Source organism: Nocardia sp. NPDC059236 (genome assembly GCF_042754085.1).
GTDB lineage: Bacteria > Actinomycetota > Actinomycetes > Mycobacteriales > Mycobacteriaceae > Nocardia.
Map to the genome: position 1 here is coordinate 236,365 of NZ_JBHZAF010000002.1, position 19,792 is coordinate 256,156.

Genomic DNA, 19,792 nt, shown 5'->3' on the forward strand with positions numbered 1-19,792 from the left:
CGAGGTTCAGGCGCGGATTCGGACTTCGGGTCGTCGGCCTTCAGGCGGAGGCCGGGACGGTGATGCGCCCCTCGGTGGCGGCCAGCGCGATGTCGGTGCGGAAGTGGCCGCCCGGCAGCTTGATTCCGGCCAGCCGCTCGTAGGCGTTCTTGCGGGCCTCGACGAGATCCGCGCCCTGGCCGACGATGGCGAGCACGCGGCCGCCGGCGGACACCAGCGCGCCGTCCTCACGCTGCGCGGTGCCGGCGTGCAGCACCTCGGATTCGGTTCCGGTACCGGCGGATTCGGCCCCGGTGATGACATCGCCGCTGCGCGGGCGGGCCGGGTAGTTCTCGGCGGCCAGCACCACGGTGACGGCGGCGCCGTCCTTCCAGCGCGGCGCGGGCACCTGGTCCAAGGTGCCGGTCGCGGTGGCGTACAGCAGCTCTCCCAGCGGGCTGTCCAGCATGGCCAGCACGGCCTGGGTCTCGGGATCGCCGAAGCGGCAGTTGAATTCGACCACGGCCGGCCCGGCCTGCCCGACGGCGAGACCGGCGTACAGCAGGCCGCTGAACGGCACGCCGCGGCGAACCATCTCGGCCGCAACGGGTTTCACCACATCGTCGACAATGGCCTGCAGGGTCTCGTCCGGCAGCCACGGCAGCGGCGTGTACGCACCCATGCCGCCGGTGTTCGGCCCGGTGTCGCCGTCGCCGACCCGCTTGTGGTCCTGGGCAGGCAGCAGCGGCACCACGGTCTCGCCGTCGACCAGGCAGAACAGCGACACCTCGGGGCCGTCGAGGAAGGACTCCAGCAGCACCGGGTGGCCCTGCTCGAGCAGTTCGGCGCCGTGCTCACGGGCCACCGACCGGTCCGGGGTCACCACGACGCCCTTGCCGGCGGCCAGGCCGTCGTCCTTGACCACCCAGGTCGGCCCGAAACGATCCAGCGCCGCATCCAATTCGCCCGGATGATCGACGATCTCGCTGTGCGCGGTGCGCACCCCGGCCGCGTTCATGACGTCCTTGGCGAAGGCCTTCGAGCCCTCGATCCGCGCGGCGGCGGCAGACGGGCCGAACGCCGGGATCCCGCCGGCCCGCACCGCGTCGGCCACGCCGAGCACCAGCGGCACCTCGGGTCCGACCACGACCAGATCGACGCCCAGCTCCTGGGCGAGCGCGGTCACCTCCGCCCCGGAGGTGGCGTCCACCGCACGCACCTCGGCGTGCTGGGCGATGCCGGCATTGCCGGGCGCCGCATACACGGCGGACACCGCCGGGTCCTTGCGCAGTGCCAGGACGAGGGCATGTTCACGGGCTCCGGAACCAATGACGAGTACGCGCACGGCAGACAGCTTAAAGGGCTGGGCAGACGCCATCGGTAGCGGTCTGTTGTGCGTTCGCGCGGGGGTGTCCTTCCCCGCGTAAGGTCCGGGGCATGGCTTCTGTTTTCTCCGCAATCATCGAAGGTCAGCTGCCGGGCCGGTTCGTCTGGGAGGACGACGAATTCGTCGGCTTCCTCACGATCGCCCCGGTGACGCAAGGGCACACACTGGTGGTGCCGCGCAAGGAGATCGACCAGTGGCAGGACGTCGATCCGGGCACCTTCGCGCGCCTGACCGCGGTCGCCCAGAAGATCGGCCAGGCCGTGCGGGCCGCCTGGGATGCCCCGCGGGCGGGCCTGCTCATCGCGGGTCTCGAGGTGCCGCACCTGCACATGCACGTCTTCCCGGCCTTCCACCTGGGTGACTTCGACATCAGCGGGGCGGACCCGGAACCCAGCAAGGAATCCCTCGACGAGGCGCAGGCCATGATCAAGCAGGCCCTGCGCAACCTCGGCTACGGCGCGAACGTCCCCGCGTAGTGAACCCGGGTGCCCGCGTCCGGCGCGGGCACCCCGCTCAGCGCGGTTCGCGCGGCAGCCGGACTGTGAACGTGGTGCCCTCCCCCGGCTCGCTGGTCACCGACACCTTGCCGCCGTGCGCGTCGACCAGCGCATGCACGATCGACAGTCCCAGTCCGGTACCGCCGCTGTCCCGGCTGCGGGACGCATCGGTGCGATAGAAGCGTTCGAAGACCCGCTCGGCCTGTTCGGCCGCCAGTCCCGGCCCGGTGTCGGCGACCTCGATGAGCACCTCGTCGGCGGCCGGGGTGAGCCGCACCGTCACCTCCGCCTCGGGCGGGGTGTGCACCAGCGCGTTGTTGATCAGGTTGGCCAGCACCTGCCGCAGCCGCGTCTCGTCGCCGAGCATCTCCAGAGTGCCGGGCCCGGGCCGGATTTCGAGGTCGATCTTGCGTTCGGGCCCCTCCGGGCGCTGGGCCGCCGCCAGGGCGCGCGCACTGTGCACGGCATCGCTGGCCATCATGAGCAGGTCCAGCGGCCGCCGCTCGATCGGTCGCTGCGCGTCCAGCCGGGCCAGCATGAGCAGGTCCTCGATCAGCAGCCCCATCCGCTTGGACTCGCGTTCGATGCGGTCCATCAGCATGTCGGGATCGGTGATCGCGCCCTGCCGGTACAGCTCGGAGAAGCCCTTGATGGTGGTGAGCGGGGTGCGCAGTTCGTGGCTGGCGTCGGCGACGAAGCGCCGCATCTTGGCCTCGGAGCGCCGCGCCGCCTCCTCGGAGGCCTCGGTGGCGGCGAAGGCCTGCTGGATCTGGGTCAGCATGGTGTTCAGCGACTGTGAGAGGTGATCGACCTCGGTGTCGGTGCCGCGCACCGGAACTCGCTGATGCAGGTCACCGCCCGCGATGGCGGCCGCGGTGCGCTCGACCTCCCGTAGCGGCCGCAGACTGCGCCGGATCACGATGCGTGCCACCGCCGCCAGCGCCGCCAGCACCAGCGCGCCGATCACCAGCTGCAGCACGATCAGCTTGTCCAGCAGCGAGTTCGTCTCGTCCATGCGCAGCGCGATGGTGCTGGTGCCGTACTCGTTGACGGTCCGCAGCACCCGCCACTCCTCGGAGGACGCGCCCACCGAGCCGACGGTCTCCGGCCGATTGCCCAGGTCCGCGGGCACCTCGGGCTGCTGCACGCCCGCCGACAGACTCAGCGTGACCTGGCCCGTCGCATCCTGCACCTGCACCCAGTACAGGTGCGGCGGCCGTTCCCGCCCGCGCACGGTGGGCAGCGGTTCCGGGCGTTGCGCGCCGGGCGCGGCCCAGCTGTGAGCGGCGTCGTAGAGCTGCCGGTCGATGCGTTCGACCAGCACATTGCGCATCAGCGAGGTGACCGCGATACCCGAGACCAGCAGCCCGAATCCGACCAGCGACACCAGCGCGAGCACCAGGGTGGTGCGCAGCGGCACCGCGGCGAACCGGTCGGCGAGCTTGCCCCGGAGACTGCGCGTGCCTTTGCCATCGACCGGCGGGGCAGCGTTCACGCGTTGGCCGTCTTACCGCGCGGCTCCCGCATGACGTAGCCGACCCCGCGCAGGGTGTGGATGAGCCGATCCGGTCCGGTGTCGACCTTCTTGCGCAGGTAGGACACATAGGTTTCGACCACGCCGACCTCGCCGCCGAAGTCGTAGCGCCACACGTGGTCCAGGATCCGCGGCTTGCTCAGCACGGTGCCGGCATTGACCAGGAAGTACCGCAGCAGCGTGAACTCGGTGGGCGACAGGGCAACCGGTTCGCCCGCCTTCCACACCTCGTGGGTGTCGTCGTCGAGTTCGATATCGGCGAACCGCAGCCGCGACGTCTTGGTCTCCGGCGCCGAGCGCCCGGACCGCCGCAGAATCACCCGCAGCCGCGCGACCACCTCTTCGAGGCTGAACGGCTTGGTGACGTAGTCGTCGGCCCCCAGCGTCAGTCCGGTGATCTTGTCGTCCACGTCGTCGCGCGCGGTCAGGAACAGCACCGGTGCGTCGATCCCGTCGGCCCGGAGCCGCCGCAGCAGCCCGAAGCCGTCCATCCCGGGCATCATCACATCGATGATCAGCGCATCCGGCCGGAAGGTCTTGGCCTTGTCCAGCCCCTCGGTGCCGCTCGCGGCACTCGCGACCTCGAACCCTTGATACCGCAGGCTCACCGACAGTAGCTCGACGATCATGGGCTCGTCGTCAACGACGAGCACCCTCGCCTCGGGTTCGCGCGGCTGAACGGGCACACCTGTCATAAGGCCATATTCTGCGCTTCCCCCGCGAAGAACCTGACCCTTCCCTGGGAGTTTCCTGCGAGGAGCGCACCAACCCCCGGTAGCGCTGCGGGGACCTCGGAACGACATCAGGGCGAGGACCCGGAGGTCCTCGCCCTAATTGTCTGCTGAGCCCCCTGTCAGGATTGAACTGACGACCTTCGCTTTACAAGAGCGGTGCTCTACCACTGAGCTAAGGAGGCGGAAAGCGGTGCCATCATAACCGGGGTGGCCGGCTGCGCGGAAAAGCCGGCGTCCCAGTCGGAACGATGCTGCGTGGAAGACCGGAGCGCGGCCGGGCGACGCTCGTGGCATCGACCGGCCGCGTTCGGAAGCCGTTCGCGCAGTATCGGACTAACCGCAGAGTGTCAGGACTGAGCCGCCTGACGAGCCGCGTCGTCCGCCGCCATGGCGTCTCGCAGGCTCTTCGGACGCATGTCGGTCCAGTTCTTCTCGACGTACTCGACGCACGCGGCACGGCTGTCCTCGCCGAAGACGACTCGCCAACCCGCCGGAACTTCGGCGAAGGCGGGCCACAGGGAGTGCTGTTCCTCATCGTTGACCAGGACGAAGAACCGGCCGTCTTCGTCATCGAAGGGGTTGGTGCTCATTTCACCTCACTGGATACTGGCGCTGTGTACGGGAACGTAGACGGATCGTCCAGTCACCGCAGTGATGGAACGAGCCCCCGACGTTGATTCGACCCTAGCAAGGCAGGCGTTACCGCTGGGCGGTTACCTGCACTTCGTTCAGGCCGCGAAGAATTCGAGCAGGATCTTGTTGACGGCCTCCGGTTGTTCCAGGTAGCCGAAGTGTCCGGCGTCCGGAACCTCCTGGTAACGGGCTCCCGGAATGATATCGGCGACTTCGCGGGAAAGGTAGGGCGGGATCATCCGGTCGTCCGCGAAGCCCATGGACAGGCAGGGCACGGTGATGGCCCGGTAGGCCTGGGTGCGGTCGAAGTCGTGGTCCATGCGCCGCTGGGCGCGCACGCCGGGCGCGGCCGGGCCGCCGGTGAATTCGAACAGGTCGAGCCAGTCGCGGGCGGCGTGCGGGTCGGCCATGGTGGCCGGCGAGAGGTTCATGATGGCGGTCATGGCGGCCTCGTATTTGGCGGGCAGCCGCGTGCCGGAGGCGTCGAGTTCGTGCTCGCCGAACGAGAGCGTCTTCTGGAACTGGTCGAGCCGGGCGTGTCCGGCCATGAAGATGGCCTTGCGGACCAGGTCGGGCCGGGCCAGCGCGAGTTCCTGCGCGACCCGCGCGCCCATGGACTGACCGACCACCAGGGCCGGTCCCTCGTCGAGGAACTCGATGAGGGCGGCGGTGTCGCGCACCAGGTCCTCGATGGTGATCCCGGCGGGCGATTCGAAGGACGGTGCGATGCCGCGGTTGTCGAAGGTGCAGACCCGGAATCCGGCGGCGACCAGCGCGGGCACCTGGTGCAGTTCCCACACCCGGCCGCCACTGCCGGTGCCCATGATCATGACGACCAGCGGCGCGGACCCCTTGACGTCGGTGCCCTTGGACCGGTCTCCCTTGACCTGGTAGTTCAGCGATATTCCGTTCACCGTCGCCAACGGCATGCTTCAGACCCCTTCGCCACGTTTCCGATTTCTACGTTTCGTAGACCGTATAGGCATCGGGGCCTGGAACGTTTCGCTCGGTGCCGCCGACCGTACGGTCTGCTCGGCAGGTCTCGCGAGCACGACCATTGCGGTTAGGGCTCGCAATGTACGCAGCGCACGGTCCCGACTTTCCTGGCAGATACGATGGACTCCTCGCACCGAGCAGACTTTCCCGAGAGGACATGAGATGGCCGCGAAGACCGGCGCAAACGACATCGCGGACGACGATCTGGAACCGCTCGCCGACGAAACCGCTCGACAGGCCCAGCGCGTGGTGGCCGCCTACGCCACCGATGCCGACGAGTGCCGCATGCTGCTGTCCATGCTGGGCATCGCTCCGACGCGAGGCGAATGACCCGTGCACCCGGATAGCTCCGGCTCCGGTTTCGTCGTCGTCGCCAACCGGCTTCCGGTCGACCTGGAGCGACTACCCGATGGAACCACTCGCTGGAAGCGCAGCCCCGGCGGCCTGGTGACCGCGCTGGAACCGGTGCTGCGCAACAACAAGGGCGCCTGGGTCGGCTGGGCCGGCGTCCCGGATGTGGATCTGGATCCGATCGTCGAGGACGGTCTGGAACTGCATCCGGTGCCACTGTCGGGCGACGAGGTCGCCGATTACTACGAGGGCTTCTCCAACGCGACGCTGTGGCCGCTGTATCACGACGTGATCGTGCGGCCGGTCTACGACCGCCAGTGGTGGCAGGCGTACGTCCAGGTGAACCGCCGTTTCGCCGAGTACACCGCCAAGGTGGCCGCCGAGGGCGCGACGGTGTGGGTGCAGGACTATCAGCTGCAGCTGGTGCCGAAGATGCTGCGCATGCTGCGGCCCGATCTGACCATCGGCTTCTTCCTGCACATTCCGTTCCCACCGGTGGAACTGTTCATGCAGATGCCGTGGCGCACCGAGATCGTCGAGGGCCTGCTGGGCGCCGACCTGATCGGTTTCCATCTGCCGGGCGGCGCGCAGAACTTCCTGTATCTGGCCAGAAGGCTGGCCGGCCAGCCGACGTCGCGCGGCAATGTGGGCGTGCGTTCGAAACTCGGTGTGGTGCAGGTGGGTTTCCGCACCGTGCGGGTGGGCGCGTTCCCGATCTCCATCACCTCCACCGAGCTGGACGAGTATTCGCGCCGCCGCGGGGTGCGGGAACGGGCCGCGAAAATCCGTGCGGAGCTGGGCAATCCGAAGACGATCCTGCTGGGTGTGGACCGCCTGGACTACACCAAGGGCATCGACATCCGGCTGGCCGCGCTGGAGGAGTTGCTGCACGACGGCCGGATCGATCCGGCGGACACCGTGATGGTGCAGCTGGCCACGCCGAGCCGGGAACGGGTCGAGTCCTACATTCAGATGCGTGGCGATATCGAGCGCCAGGTGGGCCGGATCAACGGCGAGTTCTCCCGGGTGGGTTATCCGGTGGTGCACTACCTGCACCGCCCGATCCCGCGCGACGAGCTGATCGCGTTCTTCGTGGCCGCCGATGTCATGGTGGTGACGCCGCTGCGCGACGGCATGAACCTGGTCGCCAAGGAGTACGTCGCGTGTCAGGGCAGCCTCAACGGTGCGCTGGTGCTGAGCGAATTCACCGGTGCGGCAGCGGAATTGCGGCAGGCCTACCTGTGCAATCCGCACGATCTCGACAGCGTCAAGGACGCCCTGATCGGCGCGATCGACGACGACCGCGACACCCGTCGCCGCCGGATGCGTTCGATGCGGCGCCAGGTCCTCACCCATGACGTCGACCGGTGGGCGCGTGCCTTCCTCGACGCCCTGGCCACCGATCGCGTCGCCGGCAGCGCCCTGCTGACCGACGACGACGTGGATCCGAACCCGAGCCGCTGACCCGGTCGTAAGGTGAACGCCCCCTGAGGATTTCAGGGGGCGTTCGGCGTATCGGGCCTAGTCCGCCGCGTCGTCGAGTAGATCGAACCGGTAGGTGACTCCGGTGAGCCGTTCGGATTCGGCCCACAGCTGGGCCGCCAGCTCGGGATCGCGGGTGCGCTCCCCGGCCGCGTTCGGCACCGGGTAGCCCTTGGTCGAGCCGGTGGGGCCGTAGAAGTCACCGCCGCGCACGCCGGGGTCGGTGGCGGCGCGCAGGCTCGGCAGCGCACCCATCTCGACGGTCTGCATGACGATCCGGAACACCCAGCGCAGCGAGGGCCGGGACAGGAAGGCGACCGCGGGACCGAGGTTCTGGGCGAAGTCGGATTCGGCGGCGCCCGGGTGGGCCAGCACCGAGATCAGCCGGCTGCCGGTGCCGTTGAGCTGTCGCTGCAGTTCGAATGCGAAGCTGGCGTTGGCCTGCTTGGACTGCGCGTAGGCGGGGTAGGCCTTGTAGGTGCGCCGCTCGTAGGTGAGGTCGTCGAGGTCGAGCCAGGTGCCCTTCTGCGCGGGGACCCCGCTGGTGACCGTGACGACGCGGGCCTGCGGCGCCGCGTGCAGCAGATCGAGCAGGAGTCCGGTGAGTGCGAACGGGCCCAGATGGTTTGTGCCGAAGGTGGTTTCGAACCCGTCCTCGGTGACGGTCCGGTCCCGGCTCAGCGTGCCCGCATTGTTCACCAGCAGGTCGATCTGCCCGAAGTCGTCGTGCAGCCGTGCCGCGGCCCGCTGGACCGATTTCAGCGACGTCAGATCCAGTTCCACGAACGGCAAGTCGGCGTCCGGCGCGGTCCGGCGGATGGTTTCCGCCGCGGCCGCGGCCTTGTCGGCATTGCGGCAGGCGAGGACCACCCGGGCGCCGTGTTCGGCGAGCCGCAGCGCGGTCTCCAACCCCAGCCCGGCACTGGCCCCCGTCACAATGGCGGTGCGCCCCTGCAGATTCGGGATGTCGGCGGCGGTCCACGGTGCCTTCTTGTTCTCCACGTGCTGCATCCTGACCGGTCGGGTTTCACTCAACTCTGTGACCTTAACCCGGTCACCGGTGGGCCGCAGCCGCGCCGAGCCGCGGCCCCTACGCGAAGGTGAGCCGCGCGATCAGATGGCGGTGGTTCCGGACCAGCGGCAGCCTGCGCTGCAGGCCGAGCATCACCGGTGAACACCAGCCGCGTCCGGGGAGCATCGGAAGCTCCTGGTAGCCGGAGACACCCGGGATCTGCTGCGACAGCGCTCGGGTCTGGGCGACGGTCAGGCCGAAGGGCATAGGCGGCAATACATAGTCCGATCCTCGGGCCAGCTTGGTCCCGTTCAGCGTGCGCTCGGTCAGGCCCGGCGGCAAGACGTCGAAGATGACGCTCGCGCCCGGAAACCGCTGTGCCATATCGCCGATCAGTGCGTACACCTCATCCGGCTGCAGGTACATGAACAGGCCCTCGGCCGTGATGAGCACGTCCCCGGCGCCGACCAGATCGAACCAGGACCGGTCCAGCGCCGACGCGGCGACCGCGCGGACCCGTGGCTCCTCCGGCAGCAGCTGCTCACGCAGGGCGATCATCTCCGGCAGGTCCACCGAGATCCAGTTCAGGTCCGGCGTGCCGAGCCGCCAGTAGGTCGTCTGCAGCCCCTCGCCGAGGGCGACCACGGTGCCGCCGGGCGAGTTGCAGTGGAAGCGTCCGATTTCCGCGTCGATGGTGCGGGCGCGCAGCACCTGGGTCTGGGCGGGCCTGCCGAAGGTCCGGTAGTCGAAGTAGATCGACCGGCACAGTTCCTCGGCACGGAAATCGCTGAAGTCCGAATCGGTCCGGGCGGATTCGGACGCCCGGCTCCACAGTGTCCACAGCGCGGTCACCGGAACGCCCTGCAGCGCAGCCGCATTCGCCTCGCTCACAGTTCGCGCAATCGGACCAGCGGTATCCGGCGTTCGGTCCGGGACTGATAGTCGCGGTAGAACTCGCGGTCGGTCGTCAAGGCGTCCCAAACCTCCTGGTACTCGGGATCTTCGAGGATCTGGGGACGCGCCCGGAGCTCGGCCGCGCGCAGCTTCACCCGCACCTCGGCATTGGCCGCGGTGTCGGTGAGGTTCCAGTACCAGGCCGGATGCCGTGGCGCCCCGATGAAGGAGGCGACGACGATGCGGTGTCCCGCCGCATCGACCCAGAACGGCAGCGCCACCTTGTGGGTCTTCCCGCTCCGCCGTCCGACGGTCTGCAGCAGCAGATGCTCCATGCCCGAGCTGATCCAGACCTCGTCGGCGTCGGTGTATTCCATGCCCATCACATGCTTGCGCCCGAGCTCCACCAGCTTGGCCTGCTCGGGCTCGCTGAACGGATTGTTGCGCTGGTCGGTCAGGCCCACATCAAACCTCCGTTGACATCGAGAATCGCCCCGTTGACGTAGGAGGCGTCGTCGGAGGCGAGGAACACGGCCGCCTGCGCGGCCTCCTCGACCCGCCCGGCCCGGCCCAGGGCGAACCGCTTGCGGTAGGCGGCCCAGACCCGGTCGTTGTCCGCCAGCCGGCCGCCCATGCCGGCGTCGAGAATGCCGGGTGAGAGGGCGTTGACCCGGATTCCGTACTGCCCCAGTTCGATTGCGCTGGTGCGGGTGAACATTTCGATGGCGGCCTTGGTGGCGCTGTAGCCGGCCGCGCCGACCGCTATCCGGCTCGCCATGGACGAGGACATATTGATGATCACGCCGCCGCGTTCCCGCAGGTGCGGCACGGCCGCGCGGGTGCACAGGAAGGTGCCGGTCAGGTTGGTGGCGACCATGGCGTCCCAGTCGTGCGGGGCGAGCTGTTCGATCCGCCCGTCCCGGCTCACGCCGGCATTGGCGACCACCACGTCCAGTCCGGACAGCGATTCCGCGGCCGCGGCCATCAACTGCTCGACCGCCGCCGGATCGGCGACATCGGCCGGATGGAACAGGCAGCGGTCCGGGTATTCCTCCTTGAGGAGCTGGTAGTCCCCGGCCGTGCGCGCCGAGCACATGACCGACGCGCCTTCCGCGAGAAACGCTTTCGCGATCGCGAAGCCGAGCCCTCGGGTGCCGCCGGTGACGACGGCGGCCTTTCCTTCGAGCCGCATCAGGAGTCCTCCGATTTCGTTCGGGTCAATACCACGTCAGGACCGCCGCCCCGGCGCTCATGCCGCCGCCGACGCCGGCCAGCAGAATGCGCTCACCGCGTTGCAGCGGACGTTCGAGATGGGTGCTGTGCAGGGTGATGGGAATGGAGGCCGCGCCGGTGTTCCCGTAGCGGGGAGCGGTCAGCGGCACCCGGGCGGGATCCACGCCGAGTTCCCGGATACAGGTCTCCAGCAGCCGGGTGTTGGCCTGGTGCAGGATGATCCGGTCCATCTCGGCGAGCGTGAAGCCGGATTCCGCCAGCGCCTCCGCGATGAGTTTGGGCAGCATGGTGAGCACGTAGTCGCGGACCGCGCGGCCGTCCATCCGGAACAGCCGCTCGCCCGCGGGAACCTCCACGAGAGAACGCAGTTCGCCATTGGTGACCAGGCGGCTCGCGTGCAGCCCGTAGCCCGGCGGCACCGGTCCGACCAGGGTCGCGCCCGCGCCGTCACCGAACAGGCTCACGGTCTTGCGGTCGGCGCGGTTCATGATCCGCGAATAGATGTCGGCCCCGACCACCAGCGCCGGGTCCGCCCCCTCTCCCTCGCGTTCCAGCAGTCCGGCGGCGACGGTCAGGGCGAAGAGGTAGCCGACGCAGACCGAGTTCAGATCGAAGGCGGGTATGCCGCTGAGCCCCAATTTGTGTTGCAGCGCAGCGGCTGTCGCGGGCTGCGGCTGATCCCCGGTCGAGGTGGCGACGATGACACTGCCGATCCGCGGCCAGGTCTCCCGCGGCCCGAGCAGATCGAGAGCGGCCCGGTGGGCCAGATCGGAGGTGGCCGTCTCCGTGCCGGCGTAGCGGCGGGTGTCGATGCCGGTGCGTTCGCCCACCCACTCCGGTGTGGTGTCCGCCCAGGCCGCGATGGTGGCATTGCCGATCTCGGCGGGCGGCACGTAGGCGCCGGTGCGCAGGATTCCGACCGCCATCACAGGCACACCGGTAGTTCGGCCAGCTGCCAGACCGCCGACCCGCTGTGCCAGCGCACCTGCTCGGGTGCGACCGCGAGCCGGGCGCCGGGGTAGTCCCGCAGCAGCGTGCCGATACCGACCTCGAGTTCCATGCGGGCGATCTGGGAGCCCAGGCAGTAGCGCGTGCCGTAACCGAACGCCAGGTGGGGCTTGGCCGATCGTGCCGGGTCGATGCGTTCGGGATCGGTGTAGACGGCCGGGTCCAGATTGGCGGCGCCGATGGCCGGGACGACGTAGTCACCGGGCACCAGGTCCACCCCGCCGAGCCGGATGGGCTCGCGGACCCGCCAGGGCAGTCCTTCACCACCGGCCAGGGCGATGGTGCGCAGCAGCTCGTCGACCGCACCCGGGATCCGGTCCGGATGCGCCCGCAGCTCGGAACACAGGTCCGGGCTGAGCAGCAGGCGCAGCACGAGCTTGCTCAGCATGTGGGCCGAGGATTCGTAGCCGCCCACGATGAGGGCGAAGACGACGGTCACCAGCTCCCATTTCGCCAGATCGTCGCCGTGGCGGACCAGATCGGAGACGAAATCCCCGGTGGGCGCGGCCTTCCGGTCGGCGATGAGCCGCAGCACGTATTTGCCGAGATCCTGCAGCGCGGCGTCCGCGCCGCGCGCGCCGGCGTCGGCCACGGAGGCGTCGGTGAGCAGCGCGCTCACCCAGTTGGCCACCTCGGGTTGCTCGGCTTCGGGAATGCCGACCAGCTCTCCGAGCACATTCAGCGAAAACGGTTTGGCGACACCGGATACGTAGTCCGCGGCCGCCGACGGCTCGAGCTCGGCCAGCCGCCGCGTCATGAGGGCCTCGGCGGTGGTGCGCAGCGCGGCCATCCGCCCAGCGGTCAGTTCCCGCCCGATGACGCGGCGCAGTTTGGTGTGGATGCTGTCGTCGAGACTGCCGATGCCGCCCTGCAGCAGCAGTCCGGCGGTGAGCCGCGGCGCGGTGTCCTGGGACATTCCGGTGCGGCTGAACGCCTTCTGCGAATAGACGGTTCGCACATCCTCGTAGCCGGTGACGAGCCAGGCCGCATCGCCGTACGGGTACTGCACCCGCGCGATGCCGCCGGATTCGCGGACCTCGTCCATGACCGGGTCCAGGCCCAGTGATCTCGTTGTCTCCGACGGGTATCTGTGTACGGGACACCGCAGCATATCCATAGAACCCCTCCCATCGGCGGAGCGTATGACTGTGCTTCTCCGCCAATCTGTTTCACGGCCGAACTGTTTCCGGTTGCCGCGCGACAATGCGCAGATCAATTGCGTCTCAGTGACTTTCAACGTCCATGAACCCACCCCATCGACTCCTTCGCACTGTAACTTGTTCTAGAACTCGATGCAGGGCTTCAGTCGGCAAATCCGCTGTGACCAAACGCATATGGACTCACGTCGAATTTTTGACTAGGGCACGTTTCATTTGTGGGGAGTGCAATGGAATTCGTCGGGAGTGCACCCGATCCCGTCACCAGCCCGTTCGCCGTGCTCGAAGGCCGGCCAATGTACCGGTTGCGCCGCTACTTTCCGGAGCAACCGGCGGCGGGCCCGGCCGCCCTGCTGGTACCGCCGCTCATGATGACCGCCGAGGTCTTCGACCTGGACACCGAGACCGGGGCGGTGGCGCTGCTGCATCGGGCCGGAATCGATCCGTGGGTCCTCGACTTCGGCTCTCCGGCAACGGAAGAGAACGGCTGGGAACGGACCCTGGACGATCACGTCCTGGCGGTGGCCGCCGCCGTCGACACCATGCGTGACCACACCGGCGACGCGGTGCACCTGGTCGGCTACTGCCAGGGCGGCATGTTCGGCTACCTGGCCGCGGCACACCGGTGCGGCGAGGGGATCGCGAGCATGGTCGGGATCGGCAGCATGGTGGACTGGACGGCCGCCGGGCTCCCGTTCGGCCCGCGCATCGCGAACTTCCTGGCCGAAACGGTGCGCGAGGGCAGCAATATCACCGACTCCATCCTGAAGACCTGGTGGGATCTGGTCGATCCGGTGAACGCGGTGCGCAATCGCGTGCACACCCTGCGCCACCGCTCCGCACCGCGCCTGTCCCCCGCCGAGGAACGCCGCCGCCGGTTCATGGCGGGTGAGGGCCGCATCGGCTACCCGGGTCCGGCGGCCTCGGATCTGCTGCGGCAGTTCGCGATCGGGAACCGCCTGTACTCCGGGGGGTTCGTGGTCGGCGAGCAGGTGCACAGCCTGGGCGAGCTGACCTGCCCGATTCTCGGGATCGTCGGGTCGAAGGATCAGCTCGCGCCCGCCGCCTCGGTGCGCGGCATCCGGCACGCGGCGCGCAGTGCGCCCGTGTACGAGGTCGGTGTCGACGCCGGGCACTACAAGATGGTCGCGGGCGGCGTCGCGGTGCGGACGACCTGGCCCGCCATCGCGGACTGGCTGCACTGGCACGGCGGCCAGGGGCCGCGCCCCGAGCAGATCGTCGACATGCCCGAGGCGACACCGCGGCCGCCCCGGCCGCGGAGCCGGGCCCAGCGGGCGCTGTTCGCCCCGCCCCGGCCCGTGCGCCCCGGAAAGCTGCTGCTGGGCACCAGGATTTCGCCGGGATCGGCCTGGGGTGCGCGCACCTCCTCGCGTGACTGCCTGCTCTATGCGGGCCGGATGCGCACCGAGGCCGCGGTGAACGCCCGTATCGACGCGGTGGTGCGGGCCCTCATCGCGGTGGGTGTGGAGCCCGCCGATCAGGTGGGCGTGGTGATGGGGATGCGACCGGGCGCCCTGATCGCGATGGCGGCCCTGTCGCGGCTCGGCGCGGTGGCGGTGCTGCTGCCCGCGGACGAGAATCTGGCCGCGGCCGTAGCGGCCACCGGTATCGGCACCATCATCGCCGGCCAGTCGGACATCGACCGCGTCGGGAAGCACGACCATCGACTACTGGTGCTCGGCGATGACGGCGCACGCGGCAGCCGGAACGCCCTGGCGGACCAGGCAACCGATCTGGATGCCATCGACGTCCGGACCGTGCGCCTACCCGACTGGTACACCCCGAATCCCGGAACCGCCGACGACCTCGCCTTCCTCGCGGTCGACGTCGCGGCGCCCACTCCGACGGTCGAGCGGATCACCAATCGGCAGTGGGCCCTCAGCGCGTACGGCACGGTGGCCGCCATCGGCATCGACTATCGGGACACGCTGTATTGCGCTGGTGCACTGTCGGATCCGCAGGTATTCGCCGCGACGGGCGCGGCGCTGGTGAGCGGGGCCCGAATCGCGCTGGCCCGCTCGGCGACTCCCCGCCAGATCGAGAACGAGACCCGGCGCTACGGTGCGAGCATCACCGCGCGAACCGGCACTGCGGCTGTGCGACAGTGACATCGGCGGCGAACGGACCGGCGTGATCGCGGAGCTCCGGGATCACGCCGGTCTCTCCCGCTAGAGGCCGGCCGCCATCGCCGCACCCAGTGCGCGCAGGTGGTCGGTGGCGCCGCCGAGGGCGAACTCGTTGTGCTTGGCGGCGGTGAAGTACTGGTTCACGATATGGTCGCGGTCGATACCGACGCCACCGTGCACGTGTACCACGGTGTGGGCGACGCGGTGGCCCGCGTCGGCGGCCCAGAACTTGGCGGTGTGGACCTCGGCCGCGGCGGGCAGGCCCTCGGCCAGCCGCCAGGCCGCCTGCGTCACCGCGAGCCGGACGCCCTGGACGTCGATGTAGGCGTCGGCCAGGCGCTGGGCCACGGCCTGGAAGCTGCCGATCTTGCGATTGAACTGCTCACGCTCGCGGGCATACGCCACCACCAGCTCCAGCCCCTGTTCGAGGGTGCCCAGCTGCTGCGCGGCCAGCCCCAGCCAGGCGCGGTCCAGCAGCCGGTGCAGGATCTCGGCGCCGCCCGCCACCGTACCCACCGGTTCCGCCGGTGCGGAATCGAATTCGACCGCGTATTCGGGACTGCGATCGGTGGTGATCTGCTCGGTGACCGTGACGCCGGCCGCCGACGGATCGACCAGGAACAGGGCGACCGTCCCGGATACGCTGGCGGGCACCAGGATACGATCGGCCTGGCGCGCGAACGGCACGGTGGTCTTGGCGCCGTTCAGCGTCCAGCCCGCGTCCTCGGCCGCCGTGGTGACCGGTGCGGTGGGCTCCCAGTTCCGGGCTTCGCTGAGGGCCACGGTCAGGATGATCTCGCCGGTGGCGGCCCGCGCGGCGAGGTCCCGCTGGGTCGCGGTACCGAATTCGGCGAGGGCGGCCGCGCTCAGCACGATGGACCACAGGTAGGGCACGGGGGCCAGGGCCTTGCCCAGCTCGCGCAGAACGGCGGTCTGTTCCAGGACGCCGAAGTCGCTGCCGCCCACGGACTCCGGCAGCGCGGCGGCCAGCACACCGGTCTCGGCGAGTGCGTTCCACAGCTGCCGGTCGAAACGCACAGTGCGGTCACCGGCGGCGTCGAGGTGCTTGTCGAGTTCGCGCAGCCGGTCGGGAGTGACCAGCTTCGCGCAGACCTCACCGGTCAGGCGGGCGAGATCCCGCTGGGCCTCGGTCGGAGTGAAATCCATGATGATTACCGGCCTTTCGGGTGTGGTCAGCGGGTGGCGGGCGGCAGTCGCAGGGCGAACATGGCGATGATGTCGCGCTGGATCTCATTGGTGCCGCCGCCGAAGGTCATGATGAGGCTGGCGCGATGCAGCCGTTCGAGCACGCCGAACAGCTCCACCCCCGCCGAGTCCTGGCAGAGGTGCGCGTTGGGGCCGAGCACCTCCATGAGCAGCCGGTAGGCCTCGGTGGCGAACTCGGTGCCGTACACCTTCAGGCCGGAGGCGTCCCACGGGCGCGGCGCGGCGTCACCGCCGGCGTCGGCGCGCGAGGCGATCTCCAGGTTCAGCAGCTTCATGTACTCGACCTTGGCGTGCACCCGCGCCAGGTTCAGCTGCACCCACTCCTGGTCGATGACACGAATACCATTGGCCGCCTTGGTCTTCTTCGCCCATTCGATGGTTTCGCGGAGCGCCATCATCAGGTGCCCGGCCCCGCTCAGCGCGACGCGCTCGTGGTTGAGCTGGTTGGTGATCAGCCCCCAGCCGCCGTTCTCCGGTCCCACCATCGCCGACTGCCCGACTCGGACGTCCTGGTAGTAGGTGGCGCTGGTATCGGGCCCGGCCATGGTGTGCACCGGTGTCCACGAGAAGCCCTCGGCGGTGGTCGGCACGATGAACATCGACATGCCGCTGTGCTTCTCGGCGTCCGGGTCGGTGCGCGCCGCCAGCCAGACGTAGTCGGCGTAGCTGATCAGGGAGGTCCACATCTTCTGCCCGTTGATCACCCAGTCGTCGCCGTCGCGGACCGCGGAGGTGCGCAGCGAGGCCAGGTCGGTGCCCGCGCCGGGCTCGGAATAGCCGATGGAGAAGTGCAATTCACCGGCGGCGATCCTGGGCAGGAAGAACTGCTTCTGCTCGTCGGTGCCGTAGTACATGATGGTCGGCGCGACCGTATTGATGGTCAGGAACGGCACCGGGACGGTGGCCACGGCGGCCTCGTCGGTGAAGATCAGCTGATCCATGACCGAGCCGCCCCGGCCGCCGTACTCCTCCGGCCAGCCCAGTGCGAGCCACCCGTCGCGGCCCATCTCCGCGATGACCTCACGGTAGACGTCACCCTCGCCGTATTCGCCGGTCGGCGCGGCCAGCGCGGTGCGCCGCTCGTCGGTCATCAGGCGAGCGAAATAGTCCCGCAGTTCGGCACGTAGTTCCTCTTGTTGCGGCGTGTACGCAATCCGCATGACGGTTCCTCCCCGGGGTTCACTGTGGGTGCGGCGCCGAGAATGCCTCGGCCGCGAAGGCGGCCGGATCCACCGCCCGGCGCACATTCGAGATGGTGGTGGCGACGGAGACGCCCAACGGGCCGGTCCGGTCGTACAGGGTGGCCGTGGCGATCGCGACACCGTCGCCGGTGACCTGGTCCTGTGCCTGCAACCCCACCTCGGGCCCCGCGGGCAGGCGCGAGAGTGCCAGGGTCACATCGCAATTGATGTAGCCGATGCCCGCGGTACCCCAGTTGCACACCATATTGGTGGTGTCGGCGACATAGGCGGCCAGCTGGAACGGCGAATTGGGCTCGCCCTCGACCAGCGGCGCCATGTCGTGCCACATACATTTGCGCTCACTGTTCTGGCCGGTGAGGAAGTCGCCGGTCCAGTCGAGCGCACCCGACTTGAACCGCAGCGGGTGCCACTCTGCGCTCGGCTCGGGTACCGGTAACTGCCGCACCGGCTGCCAGACCTCCCCCGGCGCCGGTTCTCCGGCAGCCAGATACATGAGCGTCGCGCGCACCCGCACCTGGTCCTGCTGCACGGCCGAGACGTCGACCACCCGCACGCGGCGGCCGTCGCGGACCACCTCGCTGCGCAGCTCGATCGGTTCGGCGAGGACGGGCCGGAACAGATCCACGGTGAACCGCCCGGGCAGGAATGCGCCGCCGGGACTGTGTGTTTCGGCCTCGCGCGCCAGGAGTCCGGACACCGCGGTGCCGCTCACCTGGTTCGGCGCCCACGGACTGGCCGCGATCTCGGTCGGGGCGTAGCGACCGCCGACCATGTCGAAGAATGCCACCACTGTGCATTACCCCCAAAGAGTGTCGAATTATGGTGAGTAGAACCGTGTTTCAGCTCCGGACAGGTGGGGCCGCACCGAGGAACGCCGGGACGCAGGGTCCGCGGTTCCACGCGGGCCGAGGGATATCTCCCCCGGGTGGGAACGCGGCGGTGGTCTCCGGCGCGGGTCCGACGATCGCGTGCGCATTGGTGCCGATGGCGCCGAACGAACTCACCCCGGCGAGCGGGCCGGACTCCGCGAGCGCCCAGGCGGCGCTCTGACCCGAGATCCGAACGTCGGTGCCCTCCAGGTCGATTCGCGGATTCAAGGTCTGGAAGTGGGCCAGTGGCGGCACCGTGCGCTCACGAATGCACAACAGCGCCTTGACGAGCCCGACCACACCGGCGGCGGCCTCCAGGTGACCGACATTGGTCTTCGCCGAGCCCACGTGCAGCGATTTGCCGCCATTGCGGGAGCCCAGCGCGGCGACAATGGCGCTGACCTCGATGGGATCGCCGAGTGAGGTGCCGGTGCCGTGTGCTTCGACCAACCCGATCTCCTCGGGTTTGCACCCGGCGTCGGCCAGGGCCGCCTCGATCACCCGGCGCTGGGCGACCGCGTTGGGTGCGGTGAAACCGGAGGAGCGGCCGTCCTGGTTGACGGCGGTGCCGTGGATGACCCCGAGCACCCGGTCATTGTCGCGTTCCGCGTCGGCCAGGCGCTTCAGCACCAGCACGGCGCAGCCTTCGCCTCGCACATAGCCGTTGGCACGGGCGTCGAAGGTCTTGCACAGCCCGTCGGGTGCGAGGGCTCCGGTCTGCTGGATGACCGCGGTGGACCCGGGGGCCAGCATCAGGCTCACCCCGCCCGCCAGCGCGATCTCGGATTCGCCGCGCCGCAGGGCGGCGACCGCGTGATGGATGGCGACCAGCGAGGAGGAGCACGCGCTGTCGAAAGCTGTCGCGGCACCGGTGAATCCGAAGTGATAGGCGATGCGTCCCGCCGCGAAGCCGTGGCCGATGCCCAGCGCCCAGTGCGGATCGACCTGCGGCGGCTCCCAGGCGGCGTAGTCCTGGCGGCCGGCGATGCCCACGAAGGTGCCCACCGACTCCGGCAGCTCCCGGTCGGGCCGCATTCCGGCGTGCGCCAGGGCTTCCCAGGTCACCTCCAGCAGCATGCGGTGCTGCGGGTCCATGGCCTGGGCCGCGCGCGGGCTGAGCCCGAAGAAGGCGGGATCGAAGTCGAGGGCGTCGCCGATGAAACTGCCTCGCGTGGGCAGGAAGTCCCATTCGTCCTCGAAGGGCCAGCGCCGATGCGCGGGCATCTCGGTGATCAGGCTGCGCCCTTCCCGCAGCGCCGCCCAGTAGCCGTCGAGATCGGCGATGCCGCCGGCCAGCCGCAGGCCCACGCCGACGACCGCGATGGGCCCGCCGGGGCTCTGCCCCGCCGATTGCTCGCGCAGCTGCTTGATGGTCCGGGTGGCACGGCGCAGGGCCGCGGTCAGAGCCTCGCTCGAATTCGGATTGTCCATGGGAGTGCCTCCTGAGGGG

The 19,792-nt window shown here is 69.3% G+C and carries 19 protein-coding genes and 1 tRNA gene; 4 read left to right on the forward strand and 16 right to left on the reverse strand.

Annotation, left to right across the window (positions count from 1 at the left end; translation table 11 throughout):
- Positions 1 to 40 precede the first annotated feature (40 nt).
- On the reverse strand, positions 41 to 1,324 hold the full coding sequence (gene purD, locus ACFXIV_RS06190; protein ID WP_379398053.1) for a phosphoribosylamine--glycine ligase: 1,284 nt from the start codon (positions 1,322 to 1,324) through the stop codon (positions 41 to 43).
- A gap of 92 nt (positions 1,325 to 1,416) precedes the next feature.
- On the opposite strand from purD, the gene ACFXIV_RS06195 reads away from it, so the two are divergent.
- Positions 1,417 to 1,842, forward strand: coding sequence for an HIT family protein (locus tag ACFXIV_RS06195; RefSeq protein ID WP_379398055.1), 426 nt, complete (start codon positions 1,417 to 1,419; stop codon positions 1,840 to 1,842).
- Positions 1,843 to 1,879: 37 nt separating this feature from the next.
- Here the strand turns inward: ACFXIV_RS06195 and ACFXIV_RS06200 are convergent, their stop codons facing one another.
- The 5 genes from ACFXIV_RS06200 to ACFXIV_RS06220 form a co-directional block, all read right to left on the reverse strand.
- A complete protein-coding gene (locus ACFXIV_RS06200) occupies positions 1,880 to 3,283 on the reverse strand; it encodes a sensor histidine kinase (RefSeq protein ID WP_379398256.1) in 1,404 nt (467 codons plus the stop codon).
- A gap of 71 nt (positions 3,284 to 3,354) precedes the next feature.
- Positions 3,355 to 4,092, reverse strand: coding sequence for a response regulator transcription factor (locus ACFXIV_RS06205; RefSeq protein ID WP_354831085.1), 738 nt, complete (start codon positions 4,090 to 4,092; stop codon positions 3,355 to 3,357).
- 149 nt (positions 4,093 to 4,241) lie between these two features.
- Positions 4,242 to 4,313 (reverse strand) — tRNA-Thr (locus ACFXIV_RS06210).
- Positions 4,314 to 4,478: 165 nt separating this feature from the next.
- A complete protein-coding gene (locus tag ACFXIV_RS06215) occupies positions 4,479 to 4,721 on the reverse strand; it encodes an MbtH family protein (protein ID WP_019931522.1) in 243 nt (80 codons plus the stop codon).
- 138 nt (positions 4,722 to 4,859) lie between these two features.
- Positions 4,860 to 5,693, reverse strand: coding sequence for an alpha/beta fold hydrolase (locus tag ACFXIV_RS06220; RefSeq protein ID WP_379398057.1), 834 nt, complete (start codon positions 5,691 to 5,693; stop codon positions 4,860 to 4,862).
- Positions 5,694 to 5,922: 229 nt separating this feature from the next.
- Between ACFXIV_RS06220 and ACFXIV_RS06225 the strand changes: the two genes are divergently transcribed.
- Positions 5,923 to 6,090 (forward strand): hypothetical protein, encoded by a 168-nt coding sequence (locus ACFXIV_RS06225; RefSeq protein WP_167659823.1) that lies wholly within the window; start codon positions 5,923 to 5,925, stop codon positions 6,088 to 6,090.
- A 3-nt stretch (positions 6,091 to 6,093) separates the two neighbouring features.
- Positions 6,094 to 7,575, forward strand: coding sequence for a trehalose-6-phosphate synthase (locus ACFXIV_RS06230; protein WP_379398059.1), 1,482 nt, complete (start codon positions 6,094 to 6,096; stop codon positions 7,573 to 7,575).
- A 57-nt stretch (positions 7,576 to 7,632) separates the two neighbouring features.
- On the opposite strand, the gene ACFXIV_RS06235 is transcribed toward ACFXIV_RS06230, so the two are convergent.
- From ACFXIV_RS06235 to ACFXIV_RS06260, 6 genes are all read right to left on the reverse strand, one after another.
- Positions 7,633 to 8,604, reverse strand: coding sequence for an oxidoreductase (locus tag ACFXIV_RS06235; RefSeq protein ID WP_379398258.1), 972 nt, complete (start codon positions 8,602 to 8,604; stop codon positions 7,633 to 7,635).
- A gap of 79 nt (positions 8,605 to 8,683) precedes the next feature.
- The gene (locus ACFXIV_RS06240; protein ID WP_379398061.1) at positions 8,684 to 9,496 is read right to left on the reverse strand and encodes a class I SAM-dependent methyltransferase; all 813 of its coding nucleotides are present in this window, start codon (positions 9,494 to 9,496) and stop codon (positions 8,684 to 8,686) included.
- Positions 9,493 to 9,963, reverse strand: a complete 471-nt coding sequence (locus ACFXIV_RS06245) for a nitroreductase/quinone reductase family protein (RefSeq protein ID WP_379398063.1) — start codon at positions 9,961 to 9,963, stop codon at positions 9,493 to 9,495. Before ACFXIV_RS06245 ends, ACFXIV_RS06240 begins: the two co-directional genes overlap by 4 nt.
- Positions 9,954 to 10,691, reverse strand: coding sequence for an SDR family NAD(P)-dependent oxidoreductase (locus ACFXIV_RS06250; protein ID WP_354831106.1), 738 nt, complete (start codon positions 10,689 to 10,691; stop codon positions 9,954 to 9,956). The genes ACFXIV_RS06245 and ACFXIV_RS06250 overlap by 10 nt, the downstream gene beginning before the upstream one ends.
- Before the next feature lie 25 nt (positions 10,692 to 10,716).
- On the reverse strand, positions 10,717 to 11,658 hold the full coding sequence (locus ACFXIV_RS06255; RefSeq protein ID WP_379398065.1) for a 3-oxoacyl-ACP synthase III family protein: 942 nt from the start codon (positions 11,656 to 11,658) through the stop codon (positions 10,717 to 10,719).
- Entirely contained in the window at positions 11,658 to 12,785 is a 1,128-nt protein-coding gene (locus tag ACFXIV_RS06260) for a cytochrome P450 (RefSeq protein WP_379398066.1), read from the reverse strand. The genes ACFXIV_RS06255 and ACFXIV_RS06260 overlap by 1 nt, the downstream gene beginning before the upstream one ends.
- A gap of 342 nt (positions 12,786 to 13,127) precedes the next feature.
- Between ACFXIV_RS06260 and ACFXIV_RS06265 the strand changes: the two genes are divergently transcribed.
- A complete protein-coding gene (locus tag ACFXIV_RS06265) occupies positions 13,128 to 15,026 on the forward strand; it encodes an alpha/beta fold hydrolase (protein WP_379398068.1) in 1,899 nt (632 codons plus the stop codon).
- Between the two features lie 60 nt (positions 15,027 to 15,086).
- Here the strand turns inward: ACFXIV_RS06265 and ACFXIV_RS06270 are convergent, their stop codons facing one another.
- From ACFXIV_RS06270 to ACFXIV_RS06285, 4 genes are read right to left on the reverse strand one after another with little or no spacing between them, the layout of a single operon-like run.
- The gene (locus ACFXIV_RS06270; protein WP_379398070.1) at positions 15,087 to 16,211 is read right to left on the reverse strand and encodes an acyl-CoA dehydrogenase family protein; all 1,125 of its coding nucleotides are present in this window, start codon (positions 16,209 to 16,211) and stop codon (positions 15,087 to 15,089) included.
- Between the two features lie 26 nt (positions 16,212 to 16,237).
- Positions 16,238 to 17,431 carry an acyl-CoA dehydrogenase family protein gene (locus tag ACFXIV_RS06275; protein WP_379398072.1) on the reverse strand — a complete coding sequence of 398 codons (1,194 nt, stop codon included), beginning with the start codon at positions 17,429 to 17,431 and terminating at the stop codon, positions 16,238 to 16,240.
- A 19-nt stretch (positions 17,432 to 17,450) separates the two neighbouring features.
- A complete protein-coding gene (locus ACFXIV_RS06280; RefSeq protein WP_379421220.1) occupies positions 17,451 to 18,260 on the reverse strand; it encodes an acyl-CoA thioesterase domain-containing protein in 810 nt (269 codons plus the stop codon).
- Positions 18,261 to 18,312: 52 nt separating this feature from the next.
- The gene (locus ACFXIV_RS06285) at positions 18,313 to 19,773 is read right to left on the reverse strand and encodes a polyketide synthase (protein WP_379398076.1); all 1,461 of its coding nucleotides are present in this window, start codon (positions 19,771 to 19,773) and stop codon (positions 18,313 to 18,315) included.
- Between the last annotated feature and the right edge of the window lie 19 nt (positions 19,774 to 19,792).